Annotated in this window: 20 protein-coding genes; 10 read left to right on the top strand and 10 right to left on the bottom strand. The window is 55.0% G+C overall.

The genetic code is table 11. The features are described 5' to 3' along the window. Window positions 1–809: 809 nt before the first annotated feature. The 5 genes from ABIE02_RS12945 to ABIE02_RS12965 all read right to left on the bottom strand — a co-directional run bounded on the left by ABIE02_RS12945 (window position 810) and on the right by ABIE02_RS12965 (window position 5325). Window positions 810–1505 carry a hypothetical protein gene (locus ABIE02_RS12945; protein ID WP_336995185.1) on the bottom strand — a complete coding sequence of 232 codons (696 nt, stop codon included), beginning with the start codon at window positions 1503–1505 and terminating at the stop codon, window positions 810–812. A 319-nt stretch (window positions 1506–1824) separates the two neighbouring features. After that, window positions 1825–2217, bottom strand: coding sequence for a hypothetical protein (locus ABIE02_RS12950; RefSeq protein WP_336995184.1), 393 nt, complete (start codon window positions 2215–2217; stop codon window positions 1825–1827). A gap of 753 nt (window positions 2218–2970) precedes the next feature. Further along, window positions 2971–3555 carry a hypothetical protein gene (locus tag ABIE02_RS12955; RefSeq protein ID WP_336995183.1) on the bottom strand — a complete coding sequence of 195 codons (585 nt, stop codon included), beginning with the start codon at window positions 3553–3555 and terminating at the stop codon, window positions 2971–2973. A gap of 21 nt (window positions 3556–3576) precedes the next feature. Beyond that, on the bottom strand, window positions 3577–4365 hold the full coding sequence (locus tag ABIE02_RS12960; RefSeq protein ID WP_336995182.1) for a phosphotransferase: 789 nt from the start codon (window positions 4363–4365) through the stop codon (window positions 3577–3579). 3 nt (window positions 4366–4368) lie between these two features. Then, window positions 4369–5325, bottom strand: a complete 957-nt coding sequence (locus tag ABIE02_RS12965) for a LysR family transcriptional regulator (RefSeq protein WP_336654175.1) — start codon at window positions 5323–5325, stop codon at window positions 4369–4371. A 100-nt stretch (window positions 5326–5425) separates the two neighbouring features. Here ABIE02_RS12965 and ABIE02_RS12970 point away from each other — a divergent pair, with 100 nt between their 5' ends. The 3 genes from ABIE02_RS12970 (at window position 5426) to ABIE02_RS12980 (ending at window position 7161) form a co-directional block, all read left to right on the top strand. After that, window positions 5426–5860 (top strand): DMT family transporter, encoded by a 435-nt coding sequence (locus ABIE02_RS12970; RefSeq protein WP_032613369.1) that lies wholly within the window; start codon window positions 5426–5428, stop codon window positions 5858–5860. A gap of 7 nt (window positions 5861–5867) precedes the next feature. Continuing rightward, on the top strand, window positions 5868–6353 hold the full coding sequence (locus ABIE02_RS12975) for a DMT family transporter (RefSeq protein WP_032613372.1): 486 nt from the start codon (window positions 5868–5870) through the stop codon (window positions 6351–6353). A gap of 121 nt (window positions 6354–6474) precedes the next feature. Next, window positions 6475–7161, top strand: a complete 687-nt coding sequence (locus tag ABIE02_RS12980; RefSeq protein ID WP_032613374.1) for an RluA family pseudouridine synthase — start codon at window positions 6475–6477, stop codon at window positions 7159–7161. Between the two features lie 146 nt (window positions 7162–7307). On the opposite strand, the gene ABIE02_RS12985 is transcribed toward ABIE02_RS12980, so the two are convergent. Then, window positions 7308–7826: a hypothetical protein gene (locus ABIE02_RS12985; protein WP_103792495.1), complete on the bottom strand. Its 519-nt coding sequence runs from the start codon at window positions 7824–7826 to the stop codon at window positions 7308–7310. A gap of 583 nt (window positions 7827–8409) precedes the next feature. Between ABIE02_RS12985 and ABIE02_RS12990 the strand changes: the two genes are divergently transcribed. From ABIE02_RS12990 to cydB, 6 genes are all read left to right on the top strand, one after another. Then, on the top strand, window positions 8410–8595 hold the full coding sequence (locus ABIE02_RS12990; protein WP_032613375.1) for a general stress protein: 186 nt from the start codon (window positions 8410–8412) through the stop codon (window positions 8593–8595). A gap of 92 nt (window positions 8596–8687) precedes the next feature. Then, window positions 8688–9182, top strand: a complete 495-nt coding sequence (locus ABIE02_RS12995; RefSeq protein WP_103792496.1) for a ferritin-like domain-containing protein — start codon at window positions 8688–8690, stop codon at window positions 9180–9182. A 31-nt stretch (window positions 9183–9213) separates the two neighbouring features. Beyond that, window positions 9214–9720 (top strand): ferritin-like domain-containing protein, encoded by a 507-nt coding sequence (locus tag ABIE02_RS13000; RefSeq protein ID WP_032613379.1) that lies wholly within the window; start codon window positions 9214–9216, stop codon window positions 9718–9720. A gap of 15 nt (window positions 9721–9735) precedes the next feature. After that, entirely contained in the window at window positions 9736–10608 is an 873-nt protein-coding gene (locus ABIE02_RS13005) for a manganese catalase family protein (RefSeq protein ID WP_032613381.1), read from the top strand. Window positions 10609–10685: 77 nt separating this feature from the next. Continuing rightward, window positions 10686–12089, top strand: a complete 1404-nt coding sequence (locus tag ABIE02_RS13010; protein WP_032613384.1) for a cytochrome ubiquinol oxidase subunit I — start codon at window positions 10686–10688, stop codon at window positions 12087–12089. Next, window positions 12089–13099, top strand: a complete 1011-nt coding sequence (cydB, locus tag ABIE02_RS13015; protein WP_032613386.1) for a cytochrome d ubiquinol oxidase subunit II — start codon at window positions 12089–12091, stop codon at window positions 13097–13099. The genes ABIE02_RS13010 and cydB overlap by 1 nt, the downstream gene beginning before the upstream one ends. A gap of 220 nt (window positions 13100–13319) precedes the next feature. Here the strand turns inward: cydB and ABIE02_RS13020 are convergent, their stop codons facing one another. From ABIE02_RS13020 to ABIE02_RS13035, 4 genes are read right to left on the bottom strand one after another with little or no spacing between them, the layout of a single operon-like run. Continuing rightward, window positions 13320–14306: an SDR family oxidoreductase gene (locus ABIE02_RS13020; RefSeq protein ID WP_032613395.1), complete on the bottom strand. Its 987-nt coding sequence runs from the start codon at window positions 14304–14306 to the stop codon at window positions 13320–13322. 9 nt (window positions 14307–14315) lie between these two features. After that, window positions 14316–14840 (bottom strand): 2-oxo-tetronate isomerase, encoded by a 525-nt coding sequence (locus ABIE02_RS13025; protein ID WP_032613397.1) that lies wholly within the window; start codon window positions 14838–14840, stop codon window positions 14316–14318. Further along, entirely contained in the window at window positions 14837–15289 is a 453-nt protein-coding gene (locus tag ABIE02_RS13030; RefSeq protein WP_032613400.1) for a DUF421 domain-containing protein, read from the bottom strand. Before ABIE02_RS13030 ends, ABIE02_RS13025 begins: the two co-directional genes overlap by 4 nt. 9 nt (window positions 15290–15298) lie before the next feature. Further along, entirely contained in the window at window positions 15299–15811 is a 513-nt protein-coding gene (locus ABIE02_RS13035) for a hypothetical protein (protein WP_336658170.1), read from the bottom strand. A gap of 142 nt (window positions 15812–15953) precedes the next feature. On the opposite strand from ABIE02_RS13035, the gene ABIE02_RS13040 reads away from it, so the two are divergent. Further along, window positions 15954–16346 carry a YdeI family stress tolerance OB fold protein gene (locus tag ABIE02_RS13040; protein WP_336658169.1) on the top strand — a complete coding sequence of 131 codons (393 nt, stop codon included), beginning with the start codon at window positions 15954–15956 and terminating at the stop codon, window positions 16344–16346. Window positions 16347–16552 lie beyond the last annotated feature (206 nt).

The raw sequence follows: 16552 nt of genomic DNA on the forward strand, positions 1-16552 counted from the left end.
TGTCGGCCCCGTCACCCGTGAACGTGCGAAGGGGGCTCGCCGCCGCCCCCTTCACAATCCCGGCTCCCGGCAAAGAAAATCGCCGCTTCGCGGTGCACTCAGCTTATTCCTCCAGGCTTTCGGGTCGGGCACCAGCCTGCATCCCTGCAGGCTATGCCCTCTCGGCGCGTCCCTGCGCCTCGCCCCGGCCTTACGGAAACGCTTCGTCGATTTTCAGCCGGACAGGGAGTCGCTGTAACTTTTTAATTATATTGTGATTATTTCATTGCGGTAAGAGCATCCAGATCGGCACGATCGGCCCCCTTTCCTCTTTGGGGAGAGGGTTGGGATGAGGGGAACATGCGACTCAGGTGGCGGTTCCGTTCACCTTACGTTCTGCGCTTCTCTGTCGGCCCCGTCACCCGTGAACGTGCGAAGGGGGCTCGCCGCCGCCCCCTTCACAATCCCGGCTCCCGGCCAGGAAAATCGCCGCTTCACGGTGCACTCAGCTTATTCCTCCAGGCTTTCGGGTCGGGCACCAGCCTGCATCCCTGCAGGCTATGCCCTCTCGGCGCGTCCCTGCGCCTCGCCCCGGCCTTACGGAAACGCTTCATCGATTTTCAGCCGGACAGGGGAGTCGCTGTAAATTATTAATTATATTGTGATTATTTCATTGCGGTAAGAGCATCCAGATCGGCACGATCGGCCCCCTCTCCTCTTTGGGGAGAGCGTTGGGGTGAGGGGGAATCCCCCACCCGGTGCCTGACAAGAAAATTGCCATGCCGTGGCCTGTTTTCTGCAGCCAGGGAATTTATATCCTGTTCCCTGCGTTAAATACTCAAAGGGAAACTTAATATCACCGTCATGACAAACCAAAGGAAAATAGTAAACAAAAATATCCAAAAATGGTTAGAGAATGTCTCTTTAACTGACTTATTAGAATATTTTCTCACTAAATTACCGGTCACTAAGCCATCTGTAACAATAAGCAATATTAAGAAAGCCATCAACAAATGGTAAGCATAATCGTGTATTGGAAGAAGCGCCGCCAGATCGCTCAGCGCAGTTGTGAAGGGTATAACGGCTAAGGCGAAGGGGATAAAAAGCGCATTAGCTCTTTTTTTAAATGCAGCGTCTTCAATGTTATTAGAAATCGCCTCTTTGAAAACCTCCCATCGGTCCCAGTAGGTAAAGAAAATCACGATGGTCACCATACCGACGTTTAGCCAGGCTCTGAATAATCCAACCGCGTTAACAACTTTGTCAGGGTTCTCTGGATAGCCAAGGTATTCATTTATATGCGGCTTACATCCCAAGTATAAAAATAGCCAGACAAGTAAAATAACTAATAACGCGTAGTTTAATAACTTCCTGCTAAAAGGCGTCGTCTGTTCACTTTCTTTTTTCTGATTATTTTCCAGACATTGCGCGCAAACACCCGTCTGTTGTGCATGTACTGCTTTTGTGGAAGGAGACTTGTTTTTTGTACCACGATTTCTTTCCCATCCTTTTACCTTGACCGACACTTAATCTCTCCTTCAAATGATGAAAAAACGCCTTTATATGTACTGGAACACTGGCAGGAAACTGCAATAAACTTTACTATCCCGTCTATTTTCATTCGCACTTGTTACCGGGGAAATAACACCCTTGAATATTCAAAAATATAACTACAACCTGCAAAGAGGCCCTATTTATCCTTTCATAATATTTATTATTATTCACCTGCCATTTATGGCAGCAGAAGTCGGGCTTGTGTCTGAGGCGCGGGTATAGGATATAAGCCAGAGAAGGGGCGAATTGCATCCTGACGACATAAAGCCGCTGCAAAGCGGCTTTATTATTTCAGCGGAACATTAACGGCAATGATTCGTTAACCTTCTGCGCGAAAGCGGTCTCTTGCGCTGCACGAGGCGCAATAAAATCAGGGTGACTCATAACATGACTCGTGGCCAGATTGAGGGCGCAGGTCATTTCATACAGCACTCTTTCTTGTTCAGCGCCGTTGCTGTTTTGCAGACTCTGGGCGCAACCCTTTACCCGCAACAAATTTTCCGTCATGCGCAGATTCGCCAGTTTGAACTCATCAGCCTGCTGACCGAGGGATTTCAGCTGTCCCCTGCTTTCTTGTAACGCGGTTTCAAGCTTATCAACCTCATTAGAGAGCCGGGACACCATAATGAAAAGTATGGCGATCCCTACCACGACAGGAACGATTAACCACCATGACAGAAACATGAGCGTAACCCTGAAAGAGACTGAAGGTAGTTAAAGTCTTATAGCTGGCTAATTAAGTTCAATAAGAGAAATGCATGAGTTTGATCGTTGCGCGATCGACTCCCTCTCCCTTGAGGGAAAGGGGAAACATGCGACTGAGGTGGTGGTTCCGTTCACCTTACGTTCAGCACTTCTCTGCCAGCCGCGTCAGCCGTGAACGTGCGAAGGGGGCTCGCCGCCGCCCCCTTCACAATCCCGGCTCCCGGCAAAGAAAATCGCCGCTTCGCGGATTATTCGCCCCATCCCTGGGGCTCACCCCTACGGGGCCAGCGCAGGCGCTGTTCAAAATTGCTCCCGGCAATTTTGTCCTCAGCTTATTCCTTCAGGCTTTCGGGTCGGGCACCAGCCTGCATCCATGCAGGCTATGCCCTCTCGGCGCATCCCTGCGCCTCGCCCCGGCCTTCCGGAAACGCTTCGGCGATTTTCAGCCGGACCAGTGAGTCGCTGTAAGTGATTAATTATATTGTGACTATTTCATTGCGTTAAGAGCATTCAGATTGGCACGATCGGCCTCCTCTCCCCTATGGGGAGAGGGTTGGGGTGAGGGGAACATGCGGCTCAGGTGGCGGTTCCGATCACCTTACGTTCAGCACTTCTCTGTCAATCGCGTCCCCCGTGAACGTGCGAAGAGAGTTCGCCGCCGCACGGCGATTCAGTGCGGCCTGATGCCCTCACCCCGAACCGTACACGCACCAGGAGCGCGCGCAACACGCCTTAAACGCCCGTAGCCTTCGGGTAAATCGTCAGATGCTTCTCTGAGCCATAAAACGGGATCACCAGAAACGCCATGCCCGCCGTTCCGCTGGCGAACTGCACCGCCATATCGCCGTTACGGGTAATGAACAGCATCCGGTCATGCCAGCGACAACCGACGCTCATATCCGGGGTGCAATTTTTATACTTCGTTAATAGCACTCCCTCTTTGGTCAGGAAGAAGTAGCGGCTATCACTCCCGGACGGTTTTGCCGCCGATTCATCCAGCAGCACGTAAGTCACCTCCCGCAGCGTTCTGTTTTGCGCATCCAGCGTTTTCACCTGCAACCGTCTGGCAGGATAGTTAAAGCGCAGCTCCACCATCGCCGCATTGTCGGCTCTGGCACGCAAGGTTTCGGCCAGATCGTTTGCACCATAGTCTTTACCCCCGCCCGGCTTGAGCGGTTTCGTCATAAAGCGGTACACCGTGTGATGCCGAATATCCTGGCGGTTCTGATATTCGGCATTAAACTGCGCTTTTTGTGGGGCGTTGACGACGCAACCGGTGAGTAACAGCAAACATAAAAGGAGAGAAAGTTGACGCATTGAGGTTCTCCACGCAGGGTTTCAAAGAAGGTTGACGGTGCTCGCTAACCAGCCAGGAAGGTGTTCCCGATACCAGCTGAGATAACGTGGATAATCGCTTTTCTGCCGTGCATGCAGGAGTAAGACCACCTCCGTCACGATCCAGGCCTTCGCAATGGCAATCTCTTTGGCTAAGTCATGCCCGTCGGGATAACCGGCAATAAGGCGATAACGTTCGGCCATCGCCTTGAATGCCTGAGGGGTGCCCATCCCCTTAATCAGGGGGGCCAGATCGATAGCCGGGCTTCCCGTACCAAACCGTTCCCAGTCAAAAAGCACCCACTCACCGTTGTCTCTTCTTCCCCAGTTACCTGCATTACTGTCGCCGGATATCAGGCCCGGATGACGAAACAACGCCTCGCTGTGCTGATGAAAACAGAGCATCTGCTGCGCTGCATGATCCGGCAGGGCCAACAGCGCGAGGGATGCCTCAAGCGCGGCGGCTGACCAGCCGTGGGGATGACAGGTCCATGACGGGTCCGGCGGATAAGCATGCAGGCGGGCCAACATCGACAGCACCTCGTCGCCCGCCACGGCCTCCTGATCCACCGGGTGCGGAATGTATTCCAGCCTTAACCTGCGCCGGGGGGCGTCGGCGGACAGCAGTGCGGGAGAAGCAACGCCCGCCAGACCGAGCCGCGGCGCAGCGGCGTGATAAAACGCAAACTCCACCTCGCTGACGGGGGATTTTTCAATAACCCGACGCCCCTCTTCATCGCGGATGAGCGTGACTTTCGCGGTCCCCATTCTGGATAAATTCTGCTCAGACATGCTTTATTCCTTTAATGGCTCATTCACTGCTGATTGCCAGTAAAGCGGCGACCCAAACGTCTCAACATAGTAATCAATCACCGCCCGCACGTTCAGCGGCGGATGGCGCGTATGGGGGTAGATCGCCGCAATGGTGAGTGGTTCGGTATTGATGGAGGTCTCCCATTCCGGCAGCAGTTTCACCAGCTCACCGCTGTGGAACCTGTCGCCAATCAGCCAGTCCGGGAACAGCACTATCCCCATCCCGCCCAGCGCGGCGATAAGCAGGGTTTCGGCATTATTGGAGGACATCAGCGGAGAGACGGGATAGTGAGTCCACGCCTCGCCGGGCCGACGCAGCAGCCAGCGGTTGGGACCGGACGAGCCGCGATAGATCAGGCATTTGTGCTGCACAATGTCGTCCGGCGTTTCCGGCGCGCCGTATTTACGCAGATAAGCCGGGGAGGCGGCCAGATGATAAAACTGCTGGCCCAATACCCGGGCGTGAAACGTGGAGTCGGTCAGCGCGCCGATGCGAAAGATCACGTCGGCGGCATCCCGATGGGGATCGATGTAATCATCGGTCAGCGTCAGCTCAATGCTGAGGCGGGGATAACGCTCCGTCAGGCCGGGGAGACCGGGGGCGATATGCCGCTGGCCAAAAAAGACCGGGGCGTTAATGCGCACCACGCCGGACGGCTCCCGCTTGCGCTCATCCAGCTCCCGGCGCGCATCGTCAAGATTGCCAAGCATCTGTCGTGCAAAACGGATAAAGAGATGCCCGCTCTCGGTCGGGATAATGGCCCGCGTATTGCGGTAGAAAAGCTGCTGGCCGAGCGCATCCTCAAGCTGGTGAATGATGCGGGAAACCTGCGAAGCTGAAATCCCCTCCCGACGTGCCACCACCGAAAAATTCTGGGTCTCATAGACTGCCGTAAAGATCAGCAGCCAGCGAATGGTGATGTTTGTCGCGTCGTACATTGATGCATTTCCTGCACAGGTGTTTATTGCATTATGGCATTTTTCTCACTGATGTTCAGGCGTACGCTTCCCGGCCTGAACAATGGAGAGATGGCGTGGTATGCAACTGATATTGATTTTATTCGTTATTGCGGGCGGCATGGGGCTGTCCGTGGAGGCAGGATTGCTGGGGCCGCTCGGCGGTGAAGTGGGCGATCTGTGGGCAACGTTCAGCGTGTTCGGCGTCGGTGCCGCCCTGACGTTTTTGCTGATGCTGTTTTTCAGCCCGCGCAACAGCCCGTCGTTTTTCGCCCAGCCCTCATGGCAGCTGCTGGGCGGGGTGCTCGGCCCGGTCTACGTGATTATCCTGACCATCGCCACACCCGCGATTGGCATCGCCATGACCATGATTGGCATCCTGGCGGGCCAGGTCTTTAAGAGCCTGATCATCGACCACTATGGTCTGCTGGGAACGCCACACCGCAAAATTGACAGTAAACGTATCATCGCGCTGGGCTTCATCATCGCCGCGCTGGTACTGGTTGCACAGGGGTAAAAGAACAATGACATTAATTATGATTATTCTGGCGGTGATCGGGGGAGCCACCCTGAGCATTCAGGCCGCCATTAACGGCCAGCTGGGCAGCAGCGTTGGGGTCTTTAAAAGTGCCTTTCTGACCTTTTCCGTCGGCGCGCTGATCACCGCCCTGCTGATCTTCTTCTTTGAGCCGAAACAGGCGGTCACCCTGCTGGATGTGCCCAAATGGCAGCTGCTGGGCGCGATGTTCGGGGTGCCCTATATCGTGATCATGGTATTTGCCGTGCAGCGTATCGGTACGGCGGTCGCCACGGTGGCGGTGATTTTCGGGCAACTGACCATGAGCATGCTGATCGACCACTTTGGCTGGCTGGGCAACGCGGCGATTCCCTTCTCGATGAGCCGTCTCGGCGCCATCCTCTGCCTGGGGATCGCCCTTTTCTTTATCTACTCCAGCAGCAGAACGCCTGAAACGACAGGTGAACCTGCAACGGAAACCGCAAGCGACTAACCTCATGCCCGGCCTGCCTCCCTCGCAGGCCGGGTAAGCCATGCGCCACCCGGCAAGCCCATTCGCCAGCGCGCGGCAAATTGGGTATCATCCCCTCCTCTTTTTTCCTCCGGTCTGCCTGATGTCTGCCATTATCGATACCTTTATTGCCCCGCCGTGCCACACCCCGATAGAGACGCTCTGGCAGGACGATCATCTGGTGCTGATCAATAAGCCCAGCGGGCTGCTCAGCCTGTCGGGGAAGAATCCGCAAAACCTCGATTCCGTGCATCACCGGCTGGTACAGACGTTTCCCGGCTGCACCCTGGTGCATCGCCTGGATTTCGGCACCTCCGGGCTGATGGTGATTGCCCGTAACAAGGCGATCAATGCCGCCCTCTGCCAGCAGTTCAGCCAGCGCAGCGTCAGCAAGATCTACACCGCCCTGCTCTGCGGCCATCTGGCCGATGACGACGGGGTGATAGACGCCCCCATTGCCAAAGATCCGGCCCTGTTCCCGCTGATGTCGATTTGCGCCATCAGCGGCAAGCCCGCCCGCTCCCGCTATCGGGTCATCGAGCGCTTTTATCATCAGGAAAACGTGCCGGTGACGCGGGTCGTCCTCATCCCGGAGACCGGGCGCACCCACCAGCTGCGTATTCACTGCCAGCAGTTGGGCCACCCCATTCTGGGCTGCGACCTGTACGGCGGGCTTCTGCCCCCCGGCACCGAAAAGACGCCGCGACTGATGCTGCACGCCAGCGAGCTGCATTTTGTCCATCCCATTAGCGGGGAGCCGATGGTTGTTCGCAGTGCCAGCCCGTTCTGAAAATCTCTCTCACGGGTAGCCTGCTACTCTGAGGCGTTCCATCCGGTGCGCGACCGGGTACGCCCCCCAGAACGCGGGCGTGACGGCAAACTGCTGAGGGTCCGGGAAGTGGAGAACGGATGATGGCGCTTATCCGGCAACTGAACTCACCCCACCTGCTGCACCTCGGGTGCCAGATACACCCGCACATAGCGCACAAACTTGCCGACAAACACCCCGGCGAACAGCCCGCCGGTGATAATGACGAACGCACTCACCCCAGGGCGCTGCAGCACCTCGGGTGCGATGGCGCTCATCACCCCCAGCACGTACTTCACCGCGAAGGCGAGCATCATAAAAGGCAGGGCGGAGTAGTCTGCTGCACGATAGAGGCTGCGCGGCGCGGCGGCGCGCGCAATCGCCGTGCGTTTGATCAGGATATAGCCCATCGCCGCGCCGCTGAGTAGCCCCACCAGCCACAGGGAGCCGGTCGCCAGCGTCAGCGTGCGGAATACCAGCAGATCGTAGATATCCCAGATCAGAAAAAGAGCCGGGATGATGGCCAGCTTCTCCAGCGTCACCGTGGCGGGCTTACGCGCCTTGATGCCCCGGCTGAGGAGAAACAGCAGGATGAGATAGACCCAGAAAGGCGTATGGATCAAGATACCCGAAATGAAATCAATCATATGGTTCACCGTTGCAGCACCTGGATGACACCGTGTCACCGCTCCGGCTCAGTATTGCCTATGGCACCCGCTTCACCATCATACTTTATCAGGGTATTTAATCTCGCCCTTCGCTTACTCTTTTAGAAGTACCCTTTTCAATGAATCATTGTAATCTATGCATAATATACTCACCCGCTTCGCTAGATTATTTTTTAGTCGCCCTTATAAGATGTGAATAATATAAAAATCAATTAAGACTAATCCCACGTATTTTAATTTTTTATGCACTATGGATCCGTTAACACCTTTGTAAACATACGTAAAGAACCCCGCCACGCCTGGACTCGCACGCTTCAGCGAGACACAGAAAAACAGGCAAAGCCGCCCTCACGGAAGGTCGTTTGATAACATAACCTTGTAGAGAAATAGTATAAAAACAAGCGAGCCGATATTTTCTCCAACTCATCATGCGTACTGGAAATTATTGGAAAAACTCCGGTTTGACGATTTAAAAATAGTGACTAAATTTAATTCTGAACGACACCGGATACGAATGAAAACGTATCTACTGACATAAACGATGTAAATGAGGAAACATAATATGGCAGAGCAACGTGGTGGTTCAGGTAATTTCTCACAGGACCGTGAAAAGGCCTCTGAAGCAGGTAAAAAAGGTGGACAGCAAAGCGGCGGTAATTTCAAAAATGACCCGCAGCGCGCATCTGAAGCAGGTAAAAAGGGTGGTCAGCATAGCCATGGTGGCGGACGCAAATCCGACAACTCTTAATTCATCTCATTATTAAAGCCTGTTATTCACTTTAATCGGTAATCTGCGGGTCCGCGGGCTCGCAGAATTTTTATGTCACTGGAGAAAAGCATATGAACATGAAAAGTATAGAAGATGTGTTTATTCACTTGCTATCGGACACTTACAGTGCAGAAAAACAGCTTACCCGTGCTCTGGCGAAATTATCCCGCGAAGCTGCCAGCCCGGATCTGAGCGCTGCGTTTAAAGCGCACCTGGAAGAGACCCACGGCCAGATTGAGCGTATCGATCAGCTCGTGGAGAAAACGCCCAATATTAAACTGAAAAGAATGAAGTGCGTTGCAATGGAAGGCTTGATTGAAGAAGCCAATGAAGTCCTTGAAAGCACAGAAAAAAATGAAGTGCGCGATGCGGCGTTAATCGCGGCAGCGCAGAAAGTCGAACACTATGAGATTGCCAGCTATGGCACCCTCGCCACCCTGGCAGAGCAATTAGGCTATACCCAGGCGGTAAAATTATTAGCCGAGACGCTGGAAGAAGAGAAATCCACCGATCTTAAACTGACCGATCTGGCCGTCGGTAATATTAATCAGAAAGCAGAAAAGTAAGCCTGAATTAACCGAACCCGAGGAAGAAAATATGAATCACGTAGAACACTACCATGACTGGCTACGCGATGCTCACGCCATGGAAAAGCAAGCTGAATCTATGCTCGAATCAATGGCGAGCCGCATCGACAATTATCCTGATGTTCGCGCCCGCATAGAACAGCATATTACTGAAACCAAACAGCAGATTACTGTGCTGGAAGAGATCCTTGATCGTAACGATATTTCTCGTTCGATGTTGAAAGACTCCATGAGCAAAATGATGGCGTTCGGCCAGTCTGTCGGCGGCATGGTCACGTCGGACGAAATTGTGAAAGGCTCTATTAGCGGCTACGTTTTCGAGCAGTTTGAAATTGCCTGTTATACCTCCCTGCTGGCCGCGGCGAAAAAAGCCGGGGACATGGCGTCAGTGCCTGCTATCGAGTCTATCCTTGCGGAAGAACAGCGTATGGCCGACTGGCTCATCCAGCATATCCCGGATACCACCGAGCAATTCCTCCTGCGTTCAGATGCTGATGGCGTGGAAGCTAAAAAATAACCCAGGAGTGAGCCTATGTTCCGACACGTAAAACAGTTGCAATACACCGTTCGCGTCGCCGAGCCGAATCCCGGCCTCGCGAACCTGCTGCTCGAACAGTTTGGCGGCCCTCAGGGTGAGCTGGCCGCCGCCTGCCGTTACTTCACGCAGGGGCTGGGGGACGACGATCCCGCGCGCAGAGAGATGTTGATGGATATCGCTACCGAAGAGCTGAGCCACCTTGAAATCATCGGTACGTTGGTCGGTATGCTGAATAAAGGTGCCAAAGGCGAACTGGCCGAAGGCACCGAAAGTGAAGCGGAACTGTATCGCTCCCTGACGGCCAACGGTAACGATAGCCATATCACCTCCCTGCTGTACGGGGGTGGGCCGCCGCTGACCAACTCTGCGGGCGTACCCTGGACTGCGGCCTATATTGACACCATTGGTGAGGCCACAGCCGACCTGCGCTCCAATATCGCGGCCGAAGCGCGCGCCAAGATCATCTATGAACGCCTGATCAACGTCACTGACGATGTGGGTGTAAAAGATGCCCTTGCGTTCCTGATGACCCGTGAAGCCGCGCACCAGCTGTCGTTTGAGAAAGCATTGCAGTCGATTCGCAATAATTTCCCACCGGGGAAACTGCCGCCAATCGAACAATATGCAACCACCTACTACAATATGTCTGCAGGTGATGATCTTCGCGGCAGCTGGAACAGCGACGAAAACTTCGAGTACGTTGCCGATCCGCAACCCGCCGTTGACGGTGGCGATGGTACGGCTCAGGTCAAGCTCACTAAAGAGCAGGCTGCTATGCTGAAAGCAATGGCGGCCCGTACTGAGTCAGATCCGGATGCCAATCCATTGACGGGTGCTGAGCTGGGGGCCGGTAAAGAAAAACCGTAACCCTGCACCGAAGAAAAAATGCTGTACCACAATGCCCCGTTCCTTACGGGGCATTTCGCTGACAGGGGTAGAGTACGATGTTCGAACTCGATGCGTTCCATCTCGCCAGGCTTCAGTTCGCCTTCACAGTGTCGTTTCACATTATCTTCCCGGCCTTAACCATCGGTCTGGCCAGCTATCTGGTAGTGCTCGAGGGCATGTGGCTGAAGACAAAAAATGACGTCTGGCGCTCGCTGTATCACTTCTGGTTAAAAATCTTCGCCGTTAACTTCGGCATGGGCGTGGTCTCGGGCCTGGTAATGGCCTATCAGTTCGGCACCAACTGGAGCGGATTCTCCCAGTTCGCCGGGAGTATCACCGGCCCGCTGCTCACCTATGAAGTCTTAACCGCTTTCTTCCTCGAAGCGGGTTTCCTCGGCGTGATGCTGTTTGGCTGGAACAAAGTCGGGCCAGGCCTGCACTTTTTTGCCACCTGCATGGTGGCGCTGGGCACCCTGATGTCCACCTTCTGGATCCTCGCCTCCAATAGCTGGATGCACACTCCACAGGGGTTCAGCATCGAGAACGGCCAGGTGATCCCCGAAGACTGGTTCGCCATCATCTTTAACCCCTCCTTCCCCTACCGCCTGATCCATATGTCCATTGCCGCTTTCCTCAGTAGCGCCCTGTTTGTGGGTGCCTCGGGGGCCTGGCATTTGCTGCGCGGTAACGATAGCCCGGCGGTGCGCAAAATGTTCTCGATGGCGCTGTGGATGGCGCTGCTGGTTGCGCCGATTCAGGCCTTCGTCGGGGATATGCACGGTCTGAACACCCTCGAACACCAGCCAGCGAAAATCGCCGCCATAGAAGGCCACTGGGAGAACCCACCGGGTGAAGCCACGCCGCTGCTGCTGTTTGGCGTGCCGGATATGGAGGAGGAGCGCACCAAATACGGGCTGGAGATCCCGGCGCTCGGCAGCCTGATCCTGACCCATAGCCTGGATAAGCAGGTCCCGGCGCTGAAAGATTTCCCGAAAGATGAGCGACCCAACTCGCTGATCGTCTTCTGGTCCTTCCGCGTGATGGTCGGCCTCGGGCTGCTGATGATCCTGATGGGCGTTGTCAGCCTGTGGCTGCGCCATCGCCACCGGCTGTATCACTCCCGTGCGTTCCACTGGTTTGCCCTGAGCATGGGGCCAGCCGGGCTGGTGGCCATCCTTGCGGGCTGGATCACCACCGAAGTGGGCCGTCAGCCGTGGGTGGTCTATGGCTATCTACGCACCATTGATGCGGTGTCGCTGCACAGTACCTTGCAGATGAGCATCAGTCTGCTGGCGTTTTTTGTCGTCTACTGCTCGGTGTTCGGCGTGGGGTATGTCTACCTGGTGCGGTTAATTAAGAAAGGACCGCAGCCTACCGACAATCTCTCCCTGAATACTGACGGCAGACCCGCGCGTCCGCTCTCGGCGGCAGAACCGGTACCGGAAGAGGAGAAACCATAATGGGCGTCGATATCTCAGTGATCTGGTTTGCCATCATCGTCTTCGCCACCCTGATGTACATCATCATGGATGGGTTCGATTTGGGTATCGGCATGCTCTTCTACTTTGAGCGTGACCCGCAGGCGCGTGACGTGATGGTCAACAGCGTCGCGCCGGTGTGGGACGGGAATGAAACCTGGCTGGTGTTGGGGGGCGCGGGGCTATTTGGTGCCTTCCCCCTGGCCTATGCGGTGATTATCGACGCCCTGACGATCCCCCTGACTGCCATGCTGATTGGTCTCATCTTCCGCGGCGTGGCCTTTGAGTTTCGTTTTAAAGCCACGCCGTCGCACCGCGGCTTCTGGGACATCTCCTTCGCCGCCGGTTCGCTGCTGGCGACCTTCAGCCAGGGCATTGTGGTGGGGGCGATGATTAACGGTTTCGACGTGGAGGGCCGTCGTTTTGCCGGTTCCGCGCTGGACTGGCTGACGCCGTTCAACCTGTTCTGCGGGCTGGGGCTGATGGTGGCTTATACCCTGCTGGGCACCACCTGGCTTATCATGAAAAGCGAAGGGGCGTTACAGCGCCATATGCGCGACCTGACCCGCCATGTGCTGCTGGCGCTGCTGGCGGTCGTGGCGGTGGTCAGCATCTGGACGCCTCTCGGCTGGCAGTTTGTGGCCGACCGCTGGTTCTCGCTGCCTAACTTCTTCTACTTCCTGCCGGTGCCGATACTGGTGGCCGTATGCGGGGTATTGATCTGGCGGCTCACCCGTAACCCGCACAGTCACGCTCGCCCCTTCCTGCTGACGCTCGGGCTGATTTTCCTCGGCTTTAGCGGGCTGGGCATTAGCCTGTGGCCCAACATTATCCCGCCGGGCATCACCATCTGGGACGCGGCCGCCCCGCCGTCCAGCCAGCTGTTTATGCTGGTGGGTACGCTGCTGATTATTCCGCTGATTCTGGTCTACACCGCCTGGAGCTACTACGTGTTCCGCGGCAAGGTCACGGATACCGAGGGTTATCACTGAATAACATGAAAGTGCCCCTCTCCCTTGCGGCTGGCAGAGAAGTACAGAACGTAAGGTGAAGGGAACCGCCACCTGAGTCGCCTGTTCCCCTCACCCCAACCCTCTCCCCAAAGGGGAGAGGGGGCTGACCGTGCCACTATTTTTGTGGAGATCTCTCGGCCCTTGAGGGGTACTTTGCAGGGATCGCCGGGTGGCGCTCAGGCTTACCCGGCCTGTAACACTACTTCCGCCGCCCTATCAACTTACCGATCAGTACCAGCCCGGTCACCACCGCGGTACCCACCAGCACTTTACCCGGCACGCCGGAGGTGATGGCTGCGGCCCGGGATTTGGCCTCCGGTGAAAAATGACCGTGTATCCGATGCTCGCCACCGACCGGGTTGGCGAGATTATCCTGTCTGTCTGGCGGGTTGAGCGCCTCCTCCATCTGCCCTTCCCAGGCATTTTTCACCATCATCCGGTCGAGAAGACCGGGGAACAGAAACTGCCCGACAATCGCCCCGATGGTGCTGCGCCCCACCCACAGCTCGCGCACCGGCTTTTGTGCCACGCCGTAAATCGCCTCGGCGGCGACCTCCGGCTGAAAGACCGGCGCAACCGGGCGCATACTGTAAGCAAACTTGTTCCGCGCCCAGTCAAACTGCGGGGTGTTCAGCCCCGGCATCTGCACCATCGCCAGGTGTACGCCGCTGCGCTCGTGCATCAGCTCGGTACGCAGCGCATCGGTGAAGCCGCGGATCGCCGCCTTGGCGCCGCAGTAGGCCGACTGGAGTGGAATGGAGCGGTAGGCCAGCGCGGAGCCGACCTGGATAATCACCCCGCTGTCACGGGGGATCATCTGCTCCATTGCGGCCCGCGTGCCGTTAACGCAGCCCAGATAGGTCACCTCCGTTACCCGGCGAAACTCATCGTCGGTGATGCTGTAAAACGGCGCCAGGGTGGTACACATGGCGTTGTTTATCCACACGTCGATAGCGCCCAGCTGGTCGGCCAGGGTTTGAGCCGCCTGGCTCAGCGCCGTGGCGTCCACCACATCCACACTCACCGCATGGCAGTTGACGCCATAGTTCGCCACCTCCGCCCGCGTGGCCTCAAGACTATGATCATCGCGGGCGATAAGTCCCACGTCGTATCCCGCCGCCGCAAAACGCAGCGCGGTTGCTTTCCCTACCCCAGCCGTTGCGCCGGTAATTACCACCACACTCATAGCCTCTCCTTAATGCAACTGCTTTTTCCAGTGCGGCACCTGCCGCAACAGTTCAGAAAGCGCATAGCGAACCGCTTTCTCGATCACATCTTCACACTCGCCGGTAAAGTGCTGTACGGCGGTGGTCACTTCGCCGCGAAAGCACCAGCCAAACCAGACGGTGCCCGCCGGAGTGCCATCCTCCCCGCCATCCGGCCCCGCGTAACCGCTGATAGCGATACTGACATCCGCATCGGCCAGCTTCAGTGCCCCTTCGGCCATCTCGCCCACCGTCTGGCTACTTACGGCGGTGTACTTTTCAAGCGTGGCATTGCTGACGCCCAACACCTTGTGTTTAGCTTCATTGTTAAAGGTCACCACGCCGGTGCCAAAGAAGGAGGCAGTATCCTTTTCTGCACAGAGTGCAGAGGCCACATTGCCACCGGTACAGGACTCTGCCGTGGTAAGCAGCCAGCCTAAGTCGGTCAACACCGTTGACACCTGGCGGGTGAGTTCCTTGGTGGTTTTGGCCTGGTTCCAGATATTTTCTTTCATGATTCACTCTCTTCGGGAATAATCGATATATGCCCATTACGTTCAAGGATTGCGTATTTAATTTTCTCCAGCTGATATATGCCGTGATTTTGTCGGGCCGATACCAGAATATCGTCGCAGGAGACATCCACTTTCTTTAATTTCTCTTGTTGTAATTCACCGTGCACCACCAGAATAACCGGCGAGCCATCGAACATGGATTCCGCACCGGAAATGTATTTTTTTGCCAGCCCGAAAAGCATATCAATCACCACCAGCGTAATAATGGTTAGCATGGCACCGGTCACCGAAAAATCATCCCCTAACAGCGCCTGCTGCGTGGCCTCACTAATTATCAATAACAGGATTAAATCAAAGCTGGTCATTTGCAGCAGCGCCCGCCTTCCGGCGATTTTAAACACCACCAGCAAAATCAGATAAATCGCCACCGCCCTGAGTATCATTTCCATGCTGGTTCCCTACGGGTAGATAAGTTGCCAGAAAGAGAGACCCGGCTGATTATTTACGGTGACGGTGGTGACGGTCTTACCGGGTTTATCCGGGGTGTTATAGATCCAGACGTTAAAATCTTTGCGTGGTTTTGCCTCCTGATAAACCAGCACCAGCTCCCCACCCTCGCTGTGCATTTCATCAGGCTGCGGCCAGATATTATCGGTTTGCGTTCGCGCCATATATTCTCCACCGACACGCAACGTCAGCGGCGCAGTGCCTTGACCGGGCAACGTAATTTTCAGCTCAAGGGGCGTTTGCAGTCGGCCAAAGCGCTGATATTTCACCTGCACACTCTTGGCGACGTTGGTTTTTGTTGCGTCGCTAAAATAACCACCTGAAAAAACGCCTGCCAGCGCAGCGGCAATAATCAACAATAACAGCACAAAACCGAAGCGGCGGGCATCGTATTCAAACTGCAGAGCGGTATGGTTTTGTTTCACACCGGGCAAAGGAGGGGAACTTTCTTTTACTTTTGCCATATATCACCTCACCGTCTCGTTAATTAATATTATGCAGCCAGATGATTTTTATAGATAAATTTGATTAGGAGTGTTCTTGTTTGCAAAATAAAAAATAGCAACCAGGCTTAATCTGTCAAGCAAGTTAAACTAAGGAGGCAGTATGAAATTAACCGTCGCACCCTTATTGTGTTGTCTTTTAATCTCAACGGCATATGCCGAAGATAATGGTGGACTTAAAAAAGATACTGCTCCTCCAGCGCCACACTCCCTGGATGATGGCTATCGCGGGGCGGAAGACGCCAGAATCATGACCGTGGAGCAGGCCAAAGACATGCACGATGGCGCCACGATCTCCTTACGGGGTAATCTCATTGATGGCGGCGAAGGGGATAAATTTAAATTCCGCGATAAAACCGGCACCATTGATACTGTAATTCCTAAGGCCGTATTTGATGGCCGCACCGTCCAGCCCGATAATATGATCAGCATTAACGGCAGCCTGGATAAAAAATCAACGCCTCCGGTTGTGCGCGTTGACCGCATTCAGAAATAAGCATTAATTTCACTTAAGTTTCACGTGGATATTTCCCGCAATCCACGTGAAACCCCCGATATATTCTTTCCCGGCGCAAACCTACCAGAATTAAGGAGCCTGAAACTCGGATAATTCTGTGCTTTAGGATTAATCCCCCTTTCCTTCCCCTCGCAATACTTAAACAATTTTACACAAATTCACATTGTCTTCTTTTTGCTTACACA

The organism is Leclercia sp. 1548, from assembly GCF_050435045.1.
In the GTDB taxonomy this organism is placed as follows: domain Bacteria; phylum Pseudomonadota; class Gammaproteobacteria; order Enterobacterales; family Enterobacteriaceae; genus Enterobacter; species Enterobacter adecarboxylatus.

What these genes read in the sequence shown, in the direction of transcription:
- ABIE02_RS13020 (WP_032613395.1), bottom strand. Translation starts at nt 14,306, where the DNA reads ATGAGTGTGGTGGTAATTACCGGCGCAACGGCTGGGGTAGGGAAAGCA.
- ABIE02_RS12990 (WP_032613375.1), top strand. Translation starts at nt 8,410, where the DNA reads ATGGCAGAGCAACGTGGTGGTTCAGGTAATTTCTCACAGGACCGTGAA.
- ABIE02_RS13040 (WP_336658169.1), top strand. Translation starts at nt 15,954, where the DNA reads ATGAAATTAACCGTCGCACCCTTATTGTGTTGTCTTTTAATCTCAACG.
- ABIE02_RS13035 (WP_336658170.1), bottom strand. Translation starts at nt 15,811, where the DNA reads ATGGCAAAAGTAAAAGAAAGTTCCCCTCCTTTGCCCGGTGTGAAACAA.
- ABIE02_RS13030 (WP_032613400.1), bottom strand. Translation starts at nt 15,289, where the DNA reads ATGGAAATGATACTCAGGGCGGTGGCGATTTATCTGATTTTGCTGGTG.
- cydB (WP_032613386.1), top strand. Translation starts at nt 12,089, where the DNA reads ATGGGCGTCGATATCTCAGTGATCTGGTTTGCCATCATCGTCTTCGCC.
- ABIE02_RS12995 (WP_103792496.1), top strand. Translation starts at nt 8,688, where the DNA reads ATGAACATGAAAAGTATAGAAGATGTGTTTATTCACTTGCTATCGGAC.
- ABIE02_RS12955 (WP_336995183.1), bottom strand. Translation starts at nt 3,555, where the DNA reads ATGCGTCAACTTTCTCTCCTTTTATGTTTGCTGTTACTCACCGGTTGC.
- ABIE02_RS12975 (WP_032613372.1), top strand. Translation starts at nt 5,868, where the DNA reads ATGACATTAATTATGATTATTCTGGCGGTGATCGGGGGAGCCACCCTG.
- ABIE02_RS12965 (WP_336654175.1), bottom strand. Translation starts at nt 5,325, where the DNA reads ATGTACGACGCGACAAACATCACCATTCGCTGGCTGCTGATCTTTACG.
- ABIE02_RS13010 (WP_032613384.1), top strand. Translation starts at nt 10,686, where the DNA reads ATGTTCGAACTCGATGCGTTCCATCTCGCCAGGCTTCAGTTCGCCTTC.
- ABIE02_RS13005 (WP_032613381.1), top strand. Translation starts at nt 9,736, where the DNA reads ATGTTCCGACACGTAAAACAGTTGCAATACACCGTTCGCGTCGCCGAG.
- ABIE02_RS12950 (WP_336995184.1), bottom strand. Translation starts at nt 2,217, where the DNA reads ATGTTTCTGTCATGGTGGTTAATCGTTCCTGTCGTGGTAGGGATCGCC.
- ABIE02_RS13000 (WP_032613379.1), top strand. Translation starts at nt 9,214, where the DNA reads ATGAATCACGTAGAACACTACCATGACTGGCTACGCGATGCTCACGCC.
- ABIE02_RS12980 (WP_032613374.1), top strand. Translation starts at nt 6,475, where the DNA reads ATGTCTGCCATTATCGATACCTTTATTGCCCCGCCGTGCCACACCCCG.
- ABIE02_RS12960 (WP_336995182.1), bottom strand. Translation starts at nt 4,365, where the DNA reads ATGTCTGAGCAGAATTTATCCAGAATGGGGACCGCGAAAGTCACGCTC.
- ABIE02_RS13025 (WP_032613397.1), bottom strand. Translation starts at nt 14,840, where the DNA reads ATGAAAGAAAATATCTGGAACCAGGCCAAAACCACCAAGGAACTCACC.
- ABIE02_RS12970 (WP_032613369.1), top strand. Translation starts at nt 5,426, where the DNA reads ATGCAACTGATATTGATTTTATTCGTTATTGCGGGCGGCATGGGGCTG.
- ABIE02_RS12985 (WP_103792495.1), bottom strand. Translation starts at nt 7,826, where the DNA reads ATGATTGATTTCATTTCGGGTATCTTGATCCATACGCCTTTCTGGGTC.